The 24,061-nt window shown below is 62.8% G+C and carries 3 protein-coding genes; all 3 read left to right on the top strand.

Annotated features, from left to right (window positions below):
- Positions 1–68 precede the first annotated feature (68 nt).
- The 3 genes from QFX16_RS20125 to QFX16_RS20115 all read left to right on the top strand — a co-directional run bounded on the left by QFX16_RS20125 (position 69) and on the right by QFX16_RS20115 (position 23,927).
- Entirely contained in the window at positions 69–11,042 is a 10,974-nt protein-coding gene (locus QFX16_RS20125) for a non-ribosomal peptide synthetase (RefSeq protein ID WP_283181065.1), read from the top strand.
- On the top strand, positions 11,042–22,807 hold the full coding sequence (locus QFX16_RS20120; RefSeq protein WP_283181064.1) for a non-ribosomal peptide synthase/polyketide synthase: 11,766 nt from the start codon (positions 11,042–11,044) through the stop codon (positions 22,805–22,807). Before QFX16_RS20125 ends, QFX16_RS20120 begins: the two co-directional genes overlap by 1 nt.
- Before the next feature lie 163 nt (positions 22,808–22,970).
- Positions 22,971–23,927, top strand: coding sequence for an alpha/beta hydrolase (locus tag QFX16_RS20115; protein ID WP_283181063.1), 957 nt, complete (start codon positions 22,971–22,973; stop codon positions 23,925–23,927).
- Positions 23,928–24,061: the final 134 nt, after the last annotated feature.

The following is a 24,061-nucleotide window of genomic DNA, read 5'->3' as shown; positions in this document are numbered from 1 at the left end:
CGGTCTGCATTCGTTTTATAGGGACGACGTGCCTTTGTGCTTCCCGCCACTGATCCGGATGCTAAGAAATGAATGCTGAAGACTCCTTGAAACTTGCTCGCCGGTTTATCGGGTTGCCCCTGGAAAAGCGCCAGAGGTTCCTTGCGGCCTTGCACAAGGAAGGCGTTGATTTCGCCCGTTTTCCGATTCCTGCCGGCGTAGAAGCCGAGGATCGCCAGGCGTTGTCGTACGCCCAGCAACGCATGTGGTTTCTCTGGCAGCTGGACCCGCAAAGCGGCGCGTACAACCTGCCGGGCGCGGTGCGCCTGACCGGGCAGTTGAACCTGCCCGCGCTGGAGCAAGCGTTCGCCAGCCTCGTTGAACGTCACGAAACCCTGCGCACCGTGTTCCAGCGCCAGGCCGACGGCGACCTGCTGCAAGTGCCGGCCAGCGGGCCGCTTGTGATCGATCAGGTGGATTTCAGCGCATTACCGGCCATGGAGCGCGAAAGGTCCGTTGCCCAAGCGGCCGAGCAGCAATCCGTGCTGCCGTTTGATCTGGCAACCGGCCCATTACTGCGCGTCACCTTGCTCAAACTCGCCGAGCAGGAACACGTCCTGCTGCTGACCCTGCACCACATCGTTTCCGACGGCTGGTCGATGAACGTGCTGATCGACGAATTCATCCGCTGCTACGACGCCTTCGAAGCGGGCGCACAACCGCAACTCGCGCCATTGCCGATCCAGTACAGCGACTACGCGTTGTGGCAACGCCGCTGGCTGGAGGCGGGCGAACAGGCGCGTCAACTCGACTATTGGCAGGCGCAACTGGGCGACGAGCACCCGGTGCTGGAACTGCCCACCGATCATCCGCGCCCGGCGATGCCGAGCTATCGCGGCACCCGTTACGAGTTCGCCGTCGACGGTCAGTTGGCCGAGCAGTTGCGGGCCACGGCGCAGAAACACAACATCACTCTGTTCATGCTGTTGCTTGGCGCCTTCAACGCGCTGCTGCATCGCTACACCGGGCAAACCGACATCCGCGTCGGCGTGCCGATCGCCAACCGTAACCGCGCCGAAATCGAAGGCCTGATCGGCTTCTTCGTTAACACCCAGGTGCTGCGCACCCAGCTCGACGGCCAGACCCGCGTCGACGACCTGCTGCGCGCCATCAAGGAAACCGCCCTCTGTGCCCAGGCCCATCAGGATTTGCCGTTCGAGCGCCTGGTCGAGGCGCTGAAACTGGAACGCAGCCTCAGCCACACGCCGCTGTTCCAGGTGATGTACAACCACCAGCCGCAGGTCGCGGACATTTCTACGGTCAGCACCGCCTCCGGTCTGGCGCTGGGCGTGATCGAGTGGGAAGGGCGCACCACTCAATTTGATCTGACCCTCGACACCTATGAAAAGGGCGGCAAGCTGCACGCCGCGCTGACTTACGCCAATGACCTGTTCGACGCCGCGACCATCGCGCGCATGGCGCAGCACTGGACGCATTTGTTGCAGGGCATGGTCAGTGATTCGCAGCAGCGCATCAGTGATTTGCCGCTGCTGGAGAACGCCGAATATCAACGCATAGTGCATGACTGGAATCGCGCAGACGAAAGCTTCCCGCTGGACCTGTGCATTCATGAGCTGATCAGTCAGCAAGTCGCCGCGAACCCGACGGCATTGGCGGTGACCTTTGCCACGAGGCAGCTGACATATGCCGAGCTCGACAATCAGGCCAATCGTCTGGCACATCGGTTGATCGAATTGGGTGTTGGCCCGGAAATCCGCGTTGGCGTGGCGATGCAGCGTTCCGACAATTTGCTGGTCGCGCTGCTCGCCGTGCTCAAGGCCGGTGGCGCCTACGTGCCGCTGGACCCGGATTACCCGGCCGAACGCGTTGCCTACATGCTCGAAGACAGCTGCGCGCTAGTGCTGCTGACCGAGCAATCTGTCGCTGCGACATTGACCGTGACAGCTGAAACGCAAGTGTTGCTGATGGACGATACGGCGTGGGCCGCTTATCCAAGTAGTGCGCCGATGACTCGCGTCACACCAGACAACCTCGCCTACGTGATCTACACCTCCGGCTCCACCGGCAAACCCAAAGGCGTGGCCATCGCCCACCGCAACGTACTGGCGCTGATCGACTGGTCGAAATCGGTCTACAGCCGTGAAGACATTCAAGGCGTATTGGCCTCGACGTCGGTGTGCTTCGACCTGTCGGTGTGGGAGCTGTTTGTCACGCTGGCCAACGGTGGCTCGGTGATCATCGCCCGCAATGCCCTGGAATTGCCGAATCTGCCGGCCCCTGATCAGGTGCGCCTGATCAACACCGTGCCGTCGGCGATCAATGCGTTGCAACGCGACGGGCAGATCCCGCCGAGCGTGCGCATCATCAACCTCGCCGGTGAGCCGTTGAAGCAGAGCCTGGTGGACGCGTTGTATCAGCAGTCGACCGTCGAGCATGTCTACGATTTGTACGGTCCGTCCGAAGACACCACCTATTCGACCTGGACCCGTCGTGAGGCCGCTGGCCGCGCGAACATCGGCCGACCACTCAAGCACACCGCCAGCTATTTGCTCGATGCTGACCTGCAACCGGTGCCGCAAGGCGTGTCCGCCGAGCTGTTCCTGGCCGGCGCCGGCATCACCCGCGGTTACCTGGCACGTCCAGGCATGACCGCCGAAAAATACGTGCCGAACCCGTTCGCCAGCAACGGCGAACGCCTGTACCGCACCGGCGACCTGACCCGTTATCAGGCCGACGGCACGTTGCAATATGTCGGTCGCATCGACCATCAGGTCAAGGTGCGCGGCTTCCGCATCGAACTGGGTGAAATCGAAGCGCGGCTGTTGCAGCAGGACGCCGTGCGTGAATTGGCGGTGCTGGCGCAGGACGGCGTCAACGGCCAACAACTGGTCGCCTATATCGTGCCGGCCGATCCATCGCTACTGGACGACATCGACGCTCAAGCGACCCAGCGTGAAACCTTGAAAGCCGCGCTGCGCCAGCACCTGCCGGACTACATGGTCCCGGCGTTTCTGCTGTTCCTTGAACAGCTGCCACTGACTCCCAACGGCAAGCTCGACCGCAAGGCCTTGCCGGCCATCGACGGCACTGAGCAACAACGCGAACACGTCGCGCCGCAGACGGCGATGGAAAAATCCCTCGCCGCGATTTGGCAGGATGTGTTGGCCATCGAAAATGTGGGTCTTGAAGACAACTTCTTCGAACTCGGCGGCGACTCCATCGTTTCCATGCAAGTGGTCAGCCGTGCACGTCAGGCCGGCATCGTGTTGAGCCCCAAAGACCTGTTCCAGCACCAGACCGTCCGTAGCCTGGCCCAGGCCGCCCGCAACGGTGAGCAACCGTTGATCGATCAAGGCCTGGCGGTTGGTGCGGTGGCGCTGGCGCCGGTGCAACAGTGGTTCTTCGAACAAGCGATCCCTGAGCGTCAGCACTGGAACCAGTCGCTGCTGCTGATGCCGCGTGAGGCGTTGAACGTTGAGGCGTTGGATCGCGCTTTAGAACAATTGCTGACCCATCACGACAGCTTGCGTCTGCGCTACGAACAGACCGAAAACGGCTGGCAGCAGGCTTACGCCGCGCCGACCACTGAATCAGTGTTGTGGCAGCGTCAGGCTCAATCGCTCGAAGAACTCAACGCCCTGTGCGACGAAGCCCAAAGCAGCCTCGACTTGCAGAACGGTCCATTGATGCGGGCGCTTCTGGTAGCGATGGCCGACGGCACTCAACGTTTGCTACTGGTCATTCATCACATGGCGGTAGACGGTGTTTCCTGGCGCGTGCTGCTGGAAGACCTTCAGCAGTTCTACAGCGGCAGCCATGCTTCGATGGTAAAAACCAGCACCTACCAACGCTGGGTCGCCCGTCTGCAAGCTCATCTTCCAGCCTTTGAAAACAGCCTCGGTCACTGGCAAACCCAGCTGCGCGATGCACCATCCGATCTGCCGTGCGATCGCCCAACCGGCGCGCTGGAAAACCGCTTCGAACAAAAACTCGAACTCAAACTCGACGCCGAGCAAACCCGAAAACTGCTGCAACAGGCCCCTGCGGCCTATCGCACACAGGTCAACGACCTGCTGCTCACCGCACTGGCGCGGGCGGCTTGCCGCTGGAGCGGGCAGGGCAGCACGCTGATTCAGCTTGAAGGCCATGGCCGCGAAGACCTGTTCGATGACATCGACCTGACCCGCACCGTCGGTTGGTTCACCAGCCTGTTCCCGGTCAATCTGATGCCTTCCGGCGATCTCGGCGCGTCGATCAAAACCATTAAAGAACAGCTGCGCGCCGTGCCGGACAAAGGCCTCGGCTACGGCGCACTGCGTTACCTCGGCACCCCGGCGATTCGCGCCGAATTGGCGGCGTTGCCGCAACCGCGCATCACCTTCAACTATCTGGGGCAGTTCGACCGTCAGTTCGACGATGCCGCGATGTTTGTCCCGTCCACCGAAGGCAACGGCGTGGCGCAGGATCCATCGGCCCCATTGGGCAACTGGCTGACGGTCGAAGGCCAGGTCTACGGCGGTGAGTTGTCGCTGAGCTGGGGTTTCAGCCGCGAGATGTTCGACGCCGCGACCATTCCGCGTCTGGCGGACGATTACGCGCTGGAACTCAACGCGTTGATCGATCACTGCTGTGCCGTTGAAGCGCCGCAAGCCACACCGTCGGACTTCCCGTTGGCGCGCATCAGTCAGGTGCAACTCGATGCACTGCCGGTTGCTGTTTCGACCCTTAAAGACCTTTATCCACTGTCGCCGATGCAGCAGGGCATGCTGTTCCACACCCTGTACGAACCCGAAGTCGGCGCCTACATCAGTCAGTTGCGCCTGGACATTCAGGGCCTCGATCCGCAGCGATTCGCTCAGGCCTGGCAAACCGCGCTGGAGCGTCACGACATCCTGCGCAGCAGCTTTCACTGGCAAGGCCTCGACACCGCGCACCAGGCGATTGTCCGCCACGTCGCGTTGCCGCTTGAAGTGCTTGAAACGACCGACACCGATGCGCTGGCCGACGCTGAACGTGCCCAGGGTTTCGAACTGGGCAGCGCGCCGCTGTTCCGTTTGAAATTGGTCCGCACGGGCGCCAATGACTGGCATCTGATCTATACCAGCCACCACATTTTGATGGATGGCTGGAGCAACGCGCAGTTGCTGGCCGAAGTGATTCAGCACTACGCCGCCGGGCAATTGTTGCCGGCACCAACTGGGCAATACCGCGATTATCTGGGCTGGTTGCAGCAGCAATCGGCTGCCGCGGGCGAGCAGTTCTGGAAAGCGGCATTGGCGCCGCTGGAGGCGCCGACGTTACTGGCCGAAGCCTTGCGACCTCCGGTGGGCACTGAGGGAAGTGAGGAATACCGCGTCGCCCTCGACAGCCGCGCGACCCAGCGTCTGGCCGAGTTCGCCCGTCAGCAGAAGGTCACCCTCAACACCTTGCTGCAAGCAGCGTGGAGTCTTTTGCTGCAGCGTTACACCGGCCAGGATTGCGTGGTCTTCGGTGCCACGGTAGCCGGCCGATCCGCGCCGCTGCCGGGGATCGAAGAGCAGCTCGGCCTGTTCATCAACACGCTGCCGCTGGTCTGTGCGATCAAGCCGGATCAAACCGTCAGCCAATGGCTGGGCGAGCTGCAAGGGCTGAACCTGGCCATGCGCGATTTCGAGCATGTGCCGCTTTACGACATTCAGGGTTGGGCGGGGCAGCAGGGTTCGGCGCTGTTCGACAGCCTGCTGGTGTTCGAAAACTTCCCGGTGGCCGAGGCGCTGAAACAGGGCGCGCCGGCCGGGCTGTCGTTCGGCAACCTGCACAACCACGAACGCACGCACTATCCGCTGACCTTGGGCATCGAATTGGGCGAAGGCCTGAGCCTGGACTTCAGCTACGACGCGGCGCGGTTCAGTGCGGCTCAAGTCGCTGAGTTGTCGGCCAATTTGCAGCATCTGCTGACGCAATTGGTTGCGCTGCCGGACGCGGCACTCGGCGCGCTGGAATTGCTCGATGTCGATGGCAAAGCCGTTGTGCTCGCTGTCAGCCAACCGGCCACGGTTCAGTTATCCACAACGCTTTTGGTCCACGAACAAATCGCCGATCAGGCCGCCACCACCCCAGACGCGATGGCGTTGCAGGTCGACGGTCAATCCTTGAGCTACGCTCAGTTGAACACTCAAGCCAACCGACTGGCCCATCGCCTGATCGACAATGGCGCCGGTCCGGGCAAGCGTGTCGGCCTAGCGCTGCGTCGTGGCCCGCAACTGATCGTCAGCCTGCTGGCGGTGCTCAAAACCGGCGCGGCGTACGTTCCGCTGGACCCGAAATACCCGGCTGAACGCCTGGCCTACATGATCGACGACAGCCGCCTCGACGTGCTGCTGTGCGAGTCCGGTCTGCTGGAAAATGTGCCAGGCGTGCGACGTCTCGGCCTTGGCGACAGCGCCGACTATCCCGACAGCGATCCGCAAAACCACGCGCTCGCCGACAATCTGGCCTACATCATCTACACCTCCGGTTCCACCGGCCAACCCAAAGGCGTGGCCATCGCCCATGCCGCGCTGCGCGAGTTCTGCCAGACCGCCGCCGACTATTCGCTGCTGTCAGCGTCGGACCGTGTGTTGCAGTTTGCGACTTTCAGTTTCGATGGCTTCGTCGAGCAATGCTTCCCGGCGCTGTGCGTCGGCGCGACGTTGATCATGCGCGGTGACGACCTGTGGGACGCCGACCGCCTCGCCGCCGAAATCGTCCAGCAGGGCGTGACCGTGGCGGACTTGCCGGCGACTTATTGGTACTTGCTGGCCCGTGAGTGCGCGAGCGGTGTGGTGCGCAATCTCGGTGAGTTGCGCCAGGTTCACGTCGGCGGCGAAGCGATGTCGGTTGAAGGTCTGCGTTTGTGGCATCAGGCCTGTTTGAGCCACGTGCGTTTGCTCAACACCTACGGCCCGACCGAGGCGACTGTGGTGTCCAGTGTTCATGAATGCCATATCGAGGATGCCAGCGACGCGTTTGGCATTCCGATCGGTCGAGCCATCGCAGGTCGGGCGCTGTACGTGCTGGACGCTGCCGGTCAATTGCTGCCAAACGGTGGCGTTGGCGAATTGTGCATCGGTGCCCCGACCAGCCTGGCCCAAAGCTACTTCGACCGCCCGGCGCTGACCGCCGAGCGCTTCCTGCCGGACCCGTTCGCCCGTGAACCGGGCGCGCGGCTGTACCGCAGCGGCGATCTGGCGCGCTACAACGCTGAGGGGAATCTGGAATACGTCGGCCGCATCGACCATCAAGTGAAGATTCGCGGTTTCCGCATTGAAATGGGCGAGATCGAAGCCTGTCTGCAAGCCCGTGAGGACGTGCGCGAAGCGGCGGTCATCGCTCAGGACGGTACGCAATTGGTGGCGTATGTCGTGGCCAACGGCGCGGTGGTTTCAGAGACGGAATATCTGGAAGGCCTCAAAGTCGTCTTGCGTCAGTCGTTGCCGGAATACATGGTGCCGAATCACCTGATCCTGCTGGCCAAACTGCCGCTCAACAACAATGGCAAACTCGACCGCAAAGCACTACCGCGCGCTGAAGCTGGCGATGCACAACGTGACTTCGTGGCCCCGACCGAAGGGCTTGAAACGCAACTCGCGCTGATCTGGCAGGAAGTGTTGCAGGTCGAACGCGTGGGCCGCGACGACAACTTCTTCGAGTTGGGCGGACACTCGTTGCTGGTGCTTCAGGTGATCTCTCGCGTGCGTCAGCAATTGCAGCTCGAACTGTCGGTGAGCAGCCTGTTCTCCGCCGCCAACCTGGCGGAATTTGCCGAGCGTGCCGCGCTGGCGAACATCAGCGGCCAACCTGTTCTGCTACGTGCAACGGTCGATCAGCCACAAATTCTGTCCTACGCCCAACAGCGCCAGTGGATTCTCTGGCAACTTGACCCACAAAGCTCGGCCTACAACATTCCCGCCGCGCTGCGCCTCAAGGGATCGCTGAACCGCGAAGCCCTGCGCGAAGCTTTCGCCCACTTGCAGGCCCGTCACCAAACCCTGCGCACGACCTTTGAGCAGGACGGTCAACAGGCGCGTCCGGTGCTGCACGACAATCTGGCGCTGCAACTGGATGAACGCACGCTCGATCAGTCGTCGATCGACAATGCCGTAGCCGAAGAAATCTCCCGTCCGTTCGACCTGCGCAACGGCCCGCTATGGCGCGTGTTGCTGCTGCAAGTGAACACCGACGAACACGTGTTGGTGCTCACCGTGCATCACATCGCTGCCGATGGCTGGTCGATGCAGGTCATGGTCGATGAGTTCAGCGCGCTGTATCAGGCGGCCGTCGAAGGCAAAGCTGCGAACCTGTCGAGCCTGCCGGTGAACTACAGCGACTACGCCCGTTGGCAGCGCGACTGGCTGGAGGCCGGGGAGGGCGCACGCCAACTGGCGTGGTGGCGCGAGCAACTGGATGGCAGCCAGGCACCGCTTGAATTGCCGAGCGAACTGACCCGTCCGGCCCGTCGTACCGAGCGCGGCGCCAGTCTGGTATTGAACGTTGATCGCGGGTTGCTGGCCGGTTTGCGTCAACGCGCCCAGGAACAGCAGGTGACGTTGTTCATGCTGTTGCTGGCGAGTTTCCAGACCTTGCTGCATCGCCAGAGCGGGCAGTCGAGCATCAGCGTCGGCGTGCCGAGTGCCGGGCGTTCGCGCCTGGAAACCGAAGGCCTGATCGGCTTCTTCATCAACACCCAGGTGCTGCGTGCCGAGATCGACGGGCAGCAGTCCTTCAGCTCCTTGCTGCAACAGGTCAAACAGGTTGCCTTGGGCGCTCAAGCCAATCAGGACTTGCCGTTCGAGCAGTTGGTCGACGTCTTGCAGCCGGACCGCAGCCTCAATCACAGCCCATTGTTCCAGGTGCTCTACAACCATCAGCAGCAGTTGGGTGCGAGCGTCGAACGCAGCGTCGCCGACTTGCAGGTTGAGCGTCTGCATTGGCAGCAACACACTACGCAATTCGATCTGGTGCTCGACACTCAGGAACAGGGCGAAGCGCTGGATGCCAGCCTGACCTACGCCACTGATTTGTACGACGAGGCGTCGATGAACCGCCTCGCCGAGCAGTGGCTGAACCTGCTGCGAGCGGTGGTCAAAGACCCACAGCAACGGGTCGCCGAACTGCCGTTGCTGCAAGCGCCGCAATTCGATGCGCTTATCCAGCACTGGAACCCGACGTTCCAGGCGCAACCGCCGTCGCCAACCTTGCACCACTTGTTCGAAGTTCAAGCCGCACAACGGCCGAACGCAATCGCGCTGGTCTACGAAGGCGAGCAACTGACCTACGCCGCGCTCAACGCTCAGGCCAACCGACTGGCGCGCAAACTGCGTGAACAGGGCGTCGGCCCAGAGGTGCGCGTCGGCATCGCCACCGAGCGGGCGATGCCGTTGGTGGTTGGGTTGCTGGCGATTCTCAAGGCCGGCGGCGCCTATGTGCCGCTCGATCCGCAATACCCGGCCGAGCGCCTGAGCTACATGATCGAAGACAGTGGCATCACATTGCTGCTGGCCCAGCAACACTTGATCGATGGCTTGCCGGCCCGCGACGGCGTGCAAGTGCTGAGCCTGGAGTCGTTGCAACTGGATGCCTTCAGCGCCGACAACCTGCCAGCGCTAGCCTCCCCGGAAAACCTCGCCTACGTCATCTACACCTCCGGTTCCACCGGCCGGCCGAAGGGCGCATTGCTCAGCCATGGCAACGTCGGGCGTTTGCTCACAGCCACCGCTGACGAGTTCAACTTCAGCCCGGACGATGTCTGGACACTGTTCCATTCCTACGCGTTCGATTTCTCGGTGTGGGAGCTGTTTGGCTCGCTGTGCACCGGTGGGCGTCTGGTGATCGTGCCGTATTACATCAGCCGCGAGCCGCAGGAGTTTCACCGTTTGCTGTGTGATGAAGGCGTGACGGTGTTGAACCAGACTCCGACCGCGTTCCGCCAATTGCTGCCGATTGCCTGCGCCAGCTCGCGGAGCATGGCCCTGCGCCAGGTGATTTTCGGCGGAGAAGCCCTGGAAGTCGCGAGCCTGCGCCCATGGTTCGAGCGCTTCGGCGATCAGCAACCCACCCTGGTCAACATGTACGGCATCACCGAAACCACGGTGCACGTGACCTACCGCGCCATCCGCCTGGCCGACCTCGACGGCAAGGCCCAGAGCCCGATTGGCCTGCCGATCCGCGACCTGCGCTGGTACCTGCTCGACAGCCAGTTGCAACCGGTGCCCGTTGGCGTGGCGGGTGAGTTGTACATTGCCGGCGCTGGTCTGGCGCGTGGTTATCACGGGCGTTTCGGCCTCACCGCCGAGCGTTTCGTACCGAGTCCGTTCGACGCATCCCAGCGTCTCTATCGCAGTGGCGACCTGGCGCGTCAGCGCTCTGACGGCAGCATCGATTACCTCGGCCGGATCGACCAGCAAGTGAAGATCCGTGGCTTCCGCATCGAACTGGGTGAAATCGAAGCCGCGCTGCTGGCCCAACCGGGCGTGCGCCAAGCGGTGTTGAGCGTGCATACCGGCGACAGCGGCCCGCAATTGTGCGCCTACGTGGTAGCCGAGCACACCCCGCATGACCCGATCGCCTGGCGCGACAACCTGCGCGCCGCGCTCAAGGTTGATCTGCCGGACTACATGGTGCCGAGCCACTGGTTGCTGCTCGACGCCCTGCCGCTGACCGGCAACGGCAAGCTCGACCGCAAGGCCTTGCCGGTGCCCGATGCGCAGGAATGGCAGCGCCCGTTCGAAACCCCCGAAGGCGAGCTTGAACAGCACCTGGCCGCGATCTGGGCCGGCGTGCTGGGCGTGGCGCAGATCGGTCGGCGCGACAACTTCTTTGAACTGGGCGGGCATTCGTTGCTCGCCGCCCAGGCCAGTGCCCGTGTGGAACTGGAGCTGGGCATCGAGCTGCCGCTGCGTGCGCTGTTCGAATCCACCGACCTTCAGGCTTATGCCGCCATGGCCGGGCAACACACCCCGGCTGACAACGATGCACGTCTTGATGCGCTTGAGTCGCTACTCGACGAGATGGAGATCAACTGATGGAACACACCACTGCCCAGCGTATCGCCACTCGCTTCGCCGGCCTGCCGGCTGACAAGCGCCGCGAGTTTCTGCAACGCATGCAAGAGCAGGGCGTGAGCTTTGGTCAACTGCCGATTCCGCCCGCTGCCGAGCCGCTAACGACGTTCGAACTGTCGTATGCGCAGCAGCGCCAATGGTTCCTCTGGCAGCTTGATCCGCAAAGCTCGGCGTACAACATTCCGGCCGCCTTGCGTTTGCACGGGCCGCTGAATGTCGCGGCGTTGCAGCAGAGTTTCGACGTGCTGCTGGAGCGTCATCAGAGTTTGCGCAGCCGATTCGTCGAGGATGACGGTCAGGTGGTGCAGACACTGGCCGGGTTCACCTCGCTGCCGATCGAACAGATCGACCTGCGCGCCGAACCTCAGGAACAGCGTCTCGATCTGGCCATGAAAGCGGTCGAGCAGGACATCGCCCGGCCGTTCGATCTGCAGCACGGTCCGCTGCTGCGGGTCAGCCTGTTGCAGCTCGACGCCGAAGACCATGTGCTGTTGCTGACCCTGCACCACATCGTCACCGATGGCTGGTCGATGGGCGTGTTGGTGGAAGAGTTTTCCCGGCTCTACGCCGCCCATTGCCAAGGGCAAAACGCGGCGCTGGAAGCGTTGCCGATCCAGTACTCCGACTACGCAATGTGGCAACGCCGCTGGATGGACGCGGGGGAACTGGAGCGTCAACTCAACTGGTGGCGTGACACGTTGGGCAGCGAACAACCGCTGCTGGAATTGCCGACCGACCGCCCACGTCCGGCGCAACCGAGTCAGCGCGGTGCGCGTCTGGATTTCGCCCTCGATGCGACCTTGGCCAGCGGCTTGATGACCCTGGCCAAACAGCGCGGTGTCACGCCGTTCATGCTGTTGCTGGCGAGCTTCCAGGCCTTGCTCTATCGCTACAGCGGTCAGTCCGACCTGCGGGTCGGCGTGCCGATTGCCAACCGTAATCGCGCGGAAACCCGTGGCCTGATCGGCTTCTTCGTCAACACCCAGGTGATGCGTGCCGAACTGGACGGGCGTCTGCCGTTCAGCCAATTGCTCGACCAGACCCGCGCCGCTTCGCTGGATGCTCAGGATTATCAGGACTTGCCGTTCGAGCGTCTGGTGCAGACGCTGCAAAGTGAGCGCAGCCTGAGCCACAGCCCGTTGTTCCAGGTGATGTTCAACCACCAGCAAGCCAAACCGGCGGCGGTCAGCGGCTTGCTCGCAGGCCTGCGCGTCGAAGCACTGAACGCCACGGCGCACACCACGCAGTTCGATCTGCAACTGGACACGCAGGAGGAGGGCGACAAGCTGTTCGCCAGCCTGACGTATGCCACCGATCTGTTCGATGCTGAGCGCATCGAACATTTAGCGCGTCATTGGCGGAATTTGTTGGCCGGTGTGCTGGCGAACCCGCAATGCCCGCTCGCCGAGTTGCCGTTGCTGGAGGCCGACGAGCGCCTGCGCATCCTCGATGACCTGAACGACACGGCTCAACGCTATCCGGGCGAAGTCTGCGTGCAGCGGCATTTCGAAGCACGCGTGGCTGAAAACGGTGAGGCGACAGCGCTGGTGTTCCAAGGGCAGCGCCTGAGTTACACCGAGCTGAATTTGCGTGCCAACCGTCTGGCCCATCACTTGCGCGCCCAGGGCGTTGGCCCTGAAGTGCTGGTGGGGATTGCCTGCGACCGCTCGTTTGAAATGGTCGTTGGCCTGCTGGCGATTCTCAAGGCCGGTGGCGCTTATGTGCCGCTGGACCCGGAATACCCGCTCGATCGCCTGAGCTACGTGATCGAAGACAGCGGCATCACGCTGTTGTTGACTCAGGAACATCTGCTGGCGCAACTGCCTACGCCGGACAACTTGCGCACTTTGTGCCTGCACGCCGAAGCCGATTGGCTGAACGAGCTGCCGGGCACTGATCTGCCAAATCTGGCCATCGCCGAAAACCTCGCCTACGTGATTTACACCTCCGGTTCCACCGGCAAACCCAAAGGCGCGGGTAACCGCCATGTGGCGTTGCATAACCGCCTGGAGTGGATGCAGGAAGCCTACAACTTGCGGCCTACGGACCGCGTGCTACAAAAAACGCCGTTCAGTTTCGACGTGTCGGTGTGGGAGTTTTTCTGGCCGCTGATGAAGGGCGCCACGTTGGTCATCGCCGCGCCGGGCGAGCACCGCGATCCACAACGCCTGGCTGCGCTGATTGTCGAACAGGCGATCACCACTCTGCACTTTGTGCCGTCAATGCTCTCCGCATTCATCGGTGCCGACGAGGCGCTGGCCTGCACGTCGTTGCAACGGATCATTTGCAGCGGTGAAGCGCTGCCGATGGAACTGCAACGCCAGACGCTGCGCCGTCTGCCGCAAGCCAATCTCTACAACCTCTATGGCCCGACCGAAGCGGCCATCGACGTGACCCACTGGACCTGCGTGGAAGAGGGCCGCGACAGCGTGCCGATCGGCCGCCCCATCGCCAACCTGCGCACCTGCATTCTCGACAGCGAATTGCAGCCGTTGCCACTGGGCGCGGTGGGCGAGTTGTACCTGGGCGGTGTCGGTCTGGCTCGCGGTTATCACCGTCGCGGCGCGCTGACCGCTGAGCGTTTTGTGGCTGATCCGTTCGGCAGCGGCGAGCGCCTGTACCGCACCGGTGACCTGGCGCGTTATCGCGCTGATGGCGCCATCGACTACTGCGGGCGTATCGACCATCAAGTGAAGATTCGCGGTTTGCGCATCGAACTGGGCGAAATCGAAGCGCGTCTGCAAGAACATGCCGACGTGCAAGAAGCCGTGGTGCTGGCCCTCGATGGCCCAAGCGGCAAGCAATTGGTCGCGTACCTCGTGCCACAGAATCGCGCACTGCTGGACGCCGATGCCGACCAGCAAGGCGCATGGCGTGAAACCCTTAAAAGCCATCTGCTGGCCAGCCTGCCGGATTACATGGTGCCGACGCAGACCGTGCTGATCGAGCAAATGCCGCTGAGCCCCAACGGCAAACTGGACCGCAAACGCCTGCCGGCGCCGACCGCGCAAGTCAGCCAACGCGCCTTCGAAGCGCCACACAGCGAACATGAACAGGTGCTGGCGCAGATCTGGCAGGACGTGTTGGGCGTGGAGCAGGTCGGTCGTCAGGACAACTTCTTTGAACTGGGCGGCGACTCGATCATTTCGATTCAAGTGGTCAGCCGTGCCCGTCGTGCTGGCCTGAGCCTGCAACCGCGCGACCTGTTCCAGCAGCAAACCTTGCAAGCGCTGGCCGCTGTGGTCAAAGAACAAGCGGCACCGCTGGCGCAACAAGGGCCGGTTGACGGTGTGCAGAAACTCACGCCGATTCAGCGCTGGTTCTTCGACGAGCCGATCCCGCAGCGCGCGCACTGGAACCAAGCGGTGCTGCTGGTGCCGCGTGAAACCCTCGAATTGCCGCGTCTGCAAGCGACGCTGCAACGCCTGCTCAAACAGCACGATGCCCTGCGTTTGCGCTTCAGTCAGGTCGATGGCCAATGGTCGGCGCGTTATGTCGGGGCCGACAGCGCCGATGTGATCGACATGCTCTGGACCGCTCGCGTGGCCAGCGATGCCTCGCTCGAATCGGTGTGCGACGAAGCCCAGCGCAGCCTCAGCCTGCAAGACGGTCCACTGCTGCGCGTGGCGTTGATCGCCCAGGCCGACGGCTCGCAGCGTCTGCTGTTGGTCATCCACCACTTGGCGGTGGACGGTGTGTCCTGGCGGGTGTTGCTGGAAGATTTGCAGGCCGCTTACCAAGGGCAAGAGCTGCCGCCGAAGACCAGCGCCTTCCAGGCGTGGGCCGACAAGCTTGACGCGTACGCACGTTCCGAAACCGCCGCCAACGAACTGAGCTGGTGGCAGGCGCAACTGAACGTCGCCAATGATTCGCTGCCGGCCGCCAACGCCCAAGCCAGTCAGGCCGGGCACTTGCGTCAGGGCGTCAGTGTCGGTCTGGACCGCGAGCAGACTCGCCAGTTGTTGCAACAGGCGCCAGCGATCTACCGCACGCAAGTCAACGACCTGCTGCTGACCGCACTGGCCCGAACCCTCAGCCGCTGGACCGGCGACGAATCGGCGCTGATTCAGCTCGAGGGCCATGGCCGCGAAGAGCTGTTCGATGACATCGACCTGACCCGCACCGTGGGCTGGTTTTCCAGCCTGTTCCCGGTACGCCTGACGCCGACCGCCGACCTCTCGGGTTCGATCAAGGCGATCAAGCAGCAACTGCGCGAAATCCCCGGCAAAGGCATGGGCTACGGCCTGTTGCGCTACATGGGCGATGCCGCGGCCCAAGCGGCGCTGGCCGCGTTGCCGCAAGCACGCGTGACGTTCAACTACCTCGGCCAGTTCGACCAGAGCTTTGCCGACGACGCACTGTTCACCCCGGCTCGCGAATCCAGCGGTGCCGCGCAATCGGCGGACGCACCGTTGCCGAACTGGTTGTCGGTGGATGGCCAGGTGTATGGCGGCGAACTGAAACTTGACTGGACCTTCAGCCGCGAATGTTGCGACCAGCGCGAGATCGAAGCGCTGGCGGCGGATTTTCGCGCTGAGTTGCTGGCGCTGATCGCTCATTGCCTGAGCGATGGCGCAGGCGGCGTGACCCCGGCGGACTTCCCGTTGGCGCGTCTGACCCAGGTGCAACTCGATGGCCTGCCGGTGCCACCGGCGCAGATCGAGGACCTTTATCCGCTGTCGCCGATGCAGGCCGGTTTGTTGTTCCACAGCCTGTACGAGTCGGAGTCTGGGGCCTACGTGAACCAGCTCAGCGTCGAAGCCCGTGGCCTCGATGCCGAACGGCTCGGCCGCGCGTGGCAGGCGGTGCTCGACACCCATCCGATCCTGCGCAGCAGTTTCCACTTCCCCGACGGTTTCGAAGCGCCGGTGCAGTTGGTGCATCGTCATCTGCAATTGCCGATGGCCTGCCTCGACTGGCGCGGCCGCAATGATCAGGCCGAAGCGCTGGGGCAGTTGATCGACATCGAACGCTTGCAACTCGATTCGACTCGGGCGCCGTTGATGCGCTTGACGCTGGTACGACTGGACGATGAGCGTCAGCAACTGATCTACACCCACCATCACCTGTTGCTCGATGGCTGGAGTAACTCGCTGCTGTTGAGCGAAGTCCTGCAGCGTTATGCCGGGAAAGACGTGCAGGCGCCGATTGGGCGTTTTGCCGATTACATTGGCTGGCTGCAACGTCAGGATGCCCATGCCGACGAGATCTTCTGGCGCGAGCAACTGGCGACCCTCGACAACCCGACCTTGTTGGCGCAGAGCCTGGCCCATGGCGACAGTAAAAACCTGTCGACGGCAGAGTTCGCCGACCATCGTCAGACCTTCGATGTCGCCACCAGCAAACGCTTCAGCGACTTTGCCCGTCAGCAAAAGGTCACCCTCAACACCTTGGTCCAAGGTGCCTGGGCACTCTTGCTGCAACGCTACAGCGGACAACGCAGCGTCGCGTTCGGCGCGACCGTGGCGGGGCGGCCGGTGGACTTGCCGGGTGCCGAAAGCCAACTCGGCCTGTTCATCAATACCTTGCCGGTGATCAGCAGCCCGGACGCGGTTGAAAGCGTCGGTCAATGGCTAACCCGTTTGCAGGCGCAGAACCTGGAATTGCGTGAGCATGAATTCACCGCGTTGAGTGACATTCAGCGCTGGGCCGGGCGTGCCGGTGAACCGCTGTTCGACAGCCTGCTGGTGTTCGAGAACTTCCCGGTGGCCGAAGCGCTGCAACAAGGTGCGCCGGCCGGTTTGAGCTTCTCGATTCCACAGAACCATGAGCGCACCAACTTCCCGCTGACGCTGGCGGCCACCGCCGAAAACCAGTTGAGCCTGAACTGGAGCTACCAGTGCAGCCACTTCAGCGCCGAGGCGATTGCCCGCATGAGCGAGCATTTGGCCGCGCTGCTGGCGGCGATGGTCGCCGCGCCACAGGCTGCCTTGAGTGAACTGGACCTGCTGAGTGCGCCGGAACGCGAGCAACAATTGGTCGAGTGGAATCCCGCATTCACCGCAACGGAAAACCCGCTCTGCGTGCATCAATTGATCGAGGCCCAGGCCGTCGCCCGACCGGACGCAACGGCGTTGATCTTCAACGAACTGGAATTGAGCTTCGACCAACTCAACCGCCGCGCCAACCAATTGGCCCATCGCCTGCGCGCACTGGGCATTGGTCCGGAAGTGCGGGTCGGCCTCGCGATGCAGCGGTCGCCGGAGATGATCATTGGCCTGCTGGCGATCCTCAAGGCCGGCGGCGCGTACGTGCCGCTGGACCCGGCGTACCCGGCCGAACGCCTGCGCTATCTGATGGAAGACAGCGGCATTTCGCTGCTGATCAGCCAATCGTGGCTGCGGGAAAAACTGCCCTTGCCGGAAGGCCTGTCGGTCCTGGAGATCGACCGCGAGCCGCTGGAGCAAATGCCGGAAACCAACCCGGTCAACCTGACCTGCGGCGAAAACCTCGCCTACCTGATTTACACCTCGGGCTCCACCGGACGGCCGAAAGGCGTCAGCGTGGCCCACGGTCCGCTGGCCATGCATTGCCTGTCGATCGGCGAGTTGTACGGCATGACCCCGGACGATCGTGAGTTGCAATTCGCCTCGATCAGCTTCGACGGCGCTCACGAGCGCTGGCTGACGCCGCTGGTGTTCGGTTCGGCGGTGATGCCGCGCGACGATGAGTTGTGGAGCGTGGAGCGCACTTGCGCTGAAATCGAAAAACACGGCATCACCATCGCTTGCTTCACCCCGACCTATCTGGGGCAGATCGCCGAATTCATGGGCGAAGCGGGGCGCGATTTGCCGATCCGCTCCTACACCCCGTGCGGTGAAGGCATGGCCAAACATGCGTTCGATGAAGTCCAGCAGGTGCTGCAACCGAAGCGCCTGATCAACGGCTACGGCCCGACCGAAACGGTGATCACGCCGCTGATCTGGCTGGCGTATCCGGATACCGAATTCGACTCGGCGTTCATGCCGATTGGTCGGCCGGTCGGCAACCGCAGCGCCTATATCCTGGACGGCGGCTTGCAGCCGTTGCCGGTTGGCGTGGCGGGCGAGTTGTACCTGGGCGGCGAGGGCGTTGCGCGTGGTTACCATCAACGTCCGGACCTCACGGCTGAACGCTTCGTGCCGGATCCGTTCGTGCCGGGCGCGCGTTTGTATCGCAGTGGTGACCTCGCACGGTTCCGCGCTGACGGTGTCGTCGAGTACCTCGGCCGCATTGACCAGCAAGTGAAGATTCGCGGGTTCCGTATCGAACTCGGCGAAATCGAAGCCTGCCTGCTGGAACACGAAGGCGTGCGTGAAGCCTTCGTGATCGATCGCGAAGGCCTGGTGAGCCGCCAGTTGGTCGGTTACGTGGTGCCGCGCGATCCGCTCGCCGACGAGCACGATTTGCGTGAAGCGCTGACCCTGCACCTGCGCAGCCGTCTGCCGGCGCACATGCTGCCGGCGCACTTGATGTGCCTGGCCGCGTTGCCGCTGACGCCGAACGGCAAGCGTGATCGCCAAGGCCTGCCAGCGCCCGAAGCGTCACGTCAGAACCACGGTCAAGTCGCCGCCGTGTCGCCGGCCGAAGCGTTGCTGGTGGAGATCTGGCAGGAACTGCTGGGGCTCGAGTCGGTGGGCGTCACCGAGAACTTCTTCGAGCTGGGCGGTGACTCGATCATCTCGCTGCAAGCGGTGAGTCGTGCCGCGCAACGCGGGTTGGTGTTCAGTCCGAAGCAACTGTTCGAACAGCAAACCATTCGTGCACTCGCTGCGGTGGCGACCCGTCGTGAAGCGGCGTTGGTTGAAGCGTCGAAAGTCCCTGCTTTTGCGTTGGTGCCGCACATCGACATCGCCGCCCGTGAAGGGCTTCAAGACTTGTATCCGCTGTCGCCGATGCAGCAAGGCATGCTCTTCCATTGCCTCGATTCACCGGAGCTGAACCCCTACGTCAACCAGTTGAGCGTAGCGGTGGACGGTTTGCAGGTGCCGCGTTTCCGCGCCGCTTGGCAAACCCTGGTGGAACGTCATGAAGTGCTGCGCGCGGCGTTCCGCTGGCGCGATGGCTTGGCCGATCCGTTGCAAGCGGTGTTTACCGAAGTCGAGTTGCCGATCGAAGAACTCGACTGGCGCGAGCTTACCGACACCGAGCAGGCGCTGAGTGAACTGGCGGCTGCGGAACAGGCCAAAGGCTTCGACCTGAGTTGCCCGCCATTGATGCGTTTCATCCTGGTTCGCCTGGGTGATGACCGTTACCAGATGATCTGGATCTACCATCACCTGTTGCTGGACGGCTGGAGCGCCTCACGTCTGCTGGGCGACATGTTGCGCCTGTACCACAACGACAGTCTGCCGGCCCTGACCGGTCGCTACGCCGACTACATCGCCTGGCTGCAACGCCAGGACGGTGCGCAGGCGGAAGGCTTCTGGCGCGAACGACTGGCGTTGCTCGAAGAACCGACCATTCTGGCCAAGGCTTCCGGTGCCGCAGGTTCCGGCCACGGCGTGATGTACAGCAACCTCGACGCTGAAGCGACGCGCAAACTGCACAGCTTCGCCAAGCGTCAGCGCGTGACGTTGAACACGCTGGTGCAAGGCGCGTGGCTGTTGCTGTTGCAACGCCACAGCGGCCAGCGCAGCGTCGCGTTCGGCGCCACGGTGGCGGGGCGTCCGACTGGGTTGGCCGGCGCGCAGGACATGCTCGGTCTGTTCATCAACACCTTGCCGGTGATCCAGACCCTCGATCCGCAACAGCCGTTGGGCGTGTGGTTGCGAGCGTTGCAGGATTACAACCTGATGGTCCGCGACTACGAGCACACGCCGTTGTCGGACATTCAGCGCTGGGCCGGGCAGGGTGGCCAAGGCTTGTTCGACAGCATCATCGTGTTCGAAAACCATCCGGTGGACCGCGCCTTGAAAGGGGGCGAGGAAGGTGAGCTGCGCTTTGCCGAAGTCGGCAGCGGCGGTGTCACTAACTTCCCGATGGACTTGATGGTCAGCGCCAACGAAGAAGGCCTGGAAGTCGAATACCTGTTCTTGCGTGATCGCTTCAGTGAAGTGGAAGTAGAGCGGATTCGTGCGCAGCTTGAAGGGTTGCTGCGTGCGTTGCCGGAAGATGCCACGCGTCTGCTTGGCAACATTGGTTTGCCTGAAGCGCTGATCAGCCTGCCGCAAGTTTCTGACGACAACGCGGATTTGCTGCACGCGTTCAATCAGCACGTGCGCACTCAACCACAGAAAATCGCCTTGATCTGCGAAGATCGGGAAGTCAGTTATGCACAGCTTGAGGCGCAGGCTAATGGGTTGGCGCAGCAACTGATCGGTCGCGGCATCGGGCCGGAAAGTCTGGTGGCGGTGGCCCTGCCTCGTTCCGAGCGCACCATCGTTGCGTTCCTCGCAGTACTTAAAGCAGGGGCGGCTTATCTGCCGCTGGACTTGGCGTACCCGGCCGAGCGACTGGCTTACATGCTCAGCGATTCGGCGGCCAGCCTGTTGCTCTGCGACAGCGATTTGGGTGAACGGTTGACGCTGGCTGATAGCCCGCCACGGCTGTTGCTCGATCAGCTGAGCGTTGCCGACAACGCCGAGTGCCCGGTTTCCCGACCGCTGCCGGGACACCTCGCGTACCTGATTTACACCTCCGGTTCCACCGGCCAGCCGAAAGGTGTGGCGGTAGCGCGGGGTCCGATTGCCCGGCATTGCCGCGGCATCATCGAACTCTACGAACTGGCCCCGCGCAGCCGCGAACTGCATTTCATGTCGTTCGCTTTCGACGGTGCTCAGGAGCGTTGGCTGAGTGTGCTGTTGGCCGGCGGCAGTCTGGTGATCCGCGATGACAGTGTGTGGACGCCGGAGCAAACCCTGGAAGTGTTGCAGCGTCACGCCGTCACCGTGGCCTGCTTCCCGCCGGCGTACCTGCAACAGATGGCCGAGGTGGCTGAACGTTTGGGCAATCCACCGGCGGTCGAGGTGTATTGCTTTGGTGGTGACGCGGTGCCGGAGGCCAGTTTCGAGCAGGTCAAACGGGCTCTGCGTCCGCAGCGTCTGGTCAATGGTTACGGCCCGACCGAAACCGTGGTCACGCCGCTGTTGTGGCGTGCCGAGGTCAGCGAAACCTGCGACGCGGCGTATGCGCCGATTGGCCGTGGTGTGGCCGGGCGTGGTTTGTACGTGCTCGACGTCGACCTCAATCCGTTGCCGGTCGGTGTCAGCGGCGAGTTGTACCTGGGCGGCGAATGCCTGGCGCGCGGTTATCACCAGCGTCCCGGCATGAGTGCCGAACGTTTCATTCCGGACCCGTTCGAGGCCGGTGGCCGCATGTACCGCACCGGCGACCTGGTGCGCCAGCGCGAGTGCGGGTTGATCGACTACCTGGGGCGTCTCGACCAGCAAGTGAAGATCCGTGGTTTCCGTATTGAACTGGGCGAAATCGAAGCCCGCCTGCGTGATTGCGCCGGGGTGCAGGATGCCGCCGTGGTGGTGCACGACACGCCGACCGGCAAGCAATTGGTGGGTTATGTGGTGGCGGCCGGTGCTGTTGGGCTGGATCGTCGCTTGAAGTCTGAACTGCAAGCGCAACTGCCGGACTACATGGTGCCGGCGCGAATCCTAATGCTGGAGCGTTTCCCGCTGTCGGCCAACGGCAAGCTCGACCGTCGCTCACTGCCTACGCCTGAATGGGCGCTCGGCGGTTATCGCGCGCCGCGCAACGCACTGGAAACGGCGCTGACCGCGATCTGGCAAGAGGTGCTGGGCGTGCCGCAAGTGGGCATCGACGACAACTTCTTCGAACTCGGCGGCGACTCGTTGCAGGTGCTCAAAGTCATTTCGCGGGTGCGCAGTCAGCCGCAACTGGGCTTCGAATTGAAACTGCGAGACTTGATGCAGAAGCCGTGCATCGCCGAACTTAGTGGCTATCAGGCGGCCGAGCCAGTAGCAGCGGCGCCGGATCCGTTGTTGGCGCTGAATGCGCGGATCCCGAACGTGCCGGCGCTGTTCTGCCTGCACGCTGGTTTCGGCACGGTGTTCGACTACGAACCGCTGGCCCGTCGACTGGAAGGCCGGCGCACGGTGTACGGCGTGCAATGCCGGATGCTGCTTGATCCGCTGTGGCAGGACGAGTCGCTGCTCGCCATGGCTCAAGCCTATGCGCAACGGATTCGCAGTCAGCAGGCCAAGGGGCCGTATTACTTGCTGGGTTGGTCGTTGGGCGGAGCGTTGACGCAACTGGTTGCTCACGAACTGGAAAGCCAAGGTGAGACGGTCGCGTTTGCCGGGCTGGTCGACAGCTACGTGGCGGGCACCGCAGATGCGGGGGACTGGCGCGAGGACCTGGGCGACTTCCTGAAGTTTGTGCTCGGTCTGCCGGCCGATGAGGCTCAAGCGCTGATTGCGCTGAAAGCCGCTGACTTGAATGAGCGCGAGGGTTCCACGGCAGTGATCGAGGCGGCCATGCACGGCTCCAATGAGCAAGCCGCGTTGGGCGCGGGGGAACTCACGCAGATCTTCGCCACCGGCTCACGCCTCAAGCAACTGGCGTTGGCGCATCGGCAACTGCCGGCGATTCAGATTATGGCGCATCGCTGGTGGGTGGCCGAACGCGACGATGAACGTCGGGTGTTCGAGGCCCAAGTCGGCAGCCACGGCGTTGATCGCTTGTTGGCGGGCGGGCACTACGAGTTGCTGCGCGGTGAAGAGTTGCTCGACGAGCTTGAAGACCTGTTGGAACGCAGGCCGGCTATCGCATAACCCCCTGTGGGAGCGAGCCTGCTCGCGAAGAGGGAGTGTCAGACGGCATTCATGTTACTGACACGCCGCCTTCGCGAGCAGGCTCGCTCCCACAGGATCCTTGCTTGATTCGGATTTTTTGTACCGTCCGGTTATTGACCTATTTGTGTGAAGGATTCGTCCCATGGCCGTGTTGCCAGAACTTGAAGCATTTCTAGAACTCGCCGAGTTCGGCCGGATGACCGGCAAAAGTAGCGCGATGCATGAGCAGTCGCCGCAACAGGCGCGGATCGATTTCGAAGCGTCGTCGGGGTTTCTCGATGTGCCGCTGGACAGCGTTGCCTGCGAGGACTTCACCATCGCCGCGCGAGATGGGCACAGCCTGTCGGCAAGGGTGTATCGCGACGGACAATCGGTTGACGGGTTGCAGCCGGTGGTGTTGTATTTCCATGGTGGCGGCTACGTGGTCGGCAGTCTCGATTCCCATGATGCGCTGTGCCGGCGGCTGGCCTCCCAAGGTGGTTTTGCCTTGTTGACGGTGGATTATCGCCTGGCGCCGGAATGGCGATTCCCGACGCCGGTACAAGATGCCTGCGATGCGGGGAACTGGCTGGTGCGTGAAGGCGCGGCACATGGCCTGGACGCAACGCGGGTGGCCGTGGCCGGTGACAGCGTAGGCGCGACGCTGGCGACGGTGTTGTCGATCATGGCGGTGCGTGAACCTGAGGAACTGGCGTTGAAACCCAAGGCGCAATTGTTGGTGTACCCGGTGACGGATGCGACGACCAAGCGCGCGTCGCATCGGGATTTCGCCGAGGGTTATTTGCTGGAGACGCCGACGCTGGATTGGTTCTATGCGCATTACGGGCGTACGCCGGAAGACCTGGCAGATTGGCGCTGCTCGCCGTTGCTGGCGGAGGATCTGTCGGGCGTGGCGCCGGCGCTGGTGTATTTGGCCGGGCATGATCCGTTGCATGACGAAGGGCTGGCGTATGCGGATCGGCTGCGAGCTGCCGGGAATGAGGTGACGTTGCTGGAACAGCCTGGGATGACCCATGACTTTTTGCGCATGGCGGGGTTGTTGGGGGAGGTTGAGGGGATTCACTCGGAAGTGGCGGGGTGGGTGCGTTCGCGGCTTTGAATGATCGTTCCCACTCTGTGGTCTGCACCCCAGCAGTTGTGTCCAACTTTTTGGGGTCAGTCCACCGCGTGGGAACGAAATGTGGGAGCGAGCCTGCTCGCGAAGAGGGAGTGTCAGTCGACATCGCCGTTGCC

Source organism: Pseudomonas svalbardensis, from assembly GCF_030053115.1.
Classification (GTDB): domain Bacteria; phylum Pseudomonadota; class Gammaproteobacteria; order Pseudomonadales; family Pseudomonadaceae; genus Aquipseudomonas; species Aquipseudomonas svalbardensis.
Note: the sequence above shows the minus strand (reverse complement) of the source record. Positions and strands in the feature narration are given on the sequence as shown.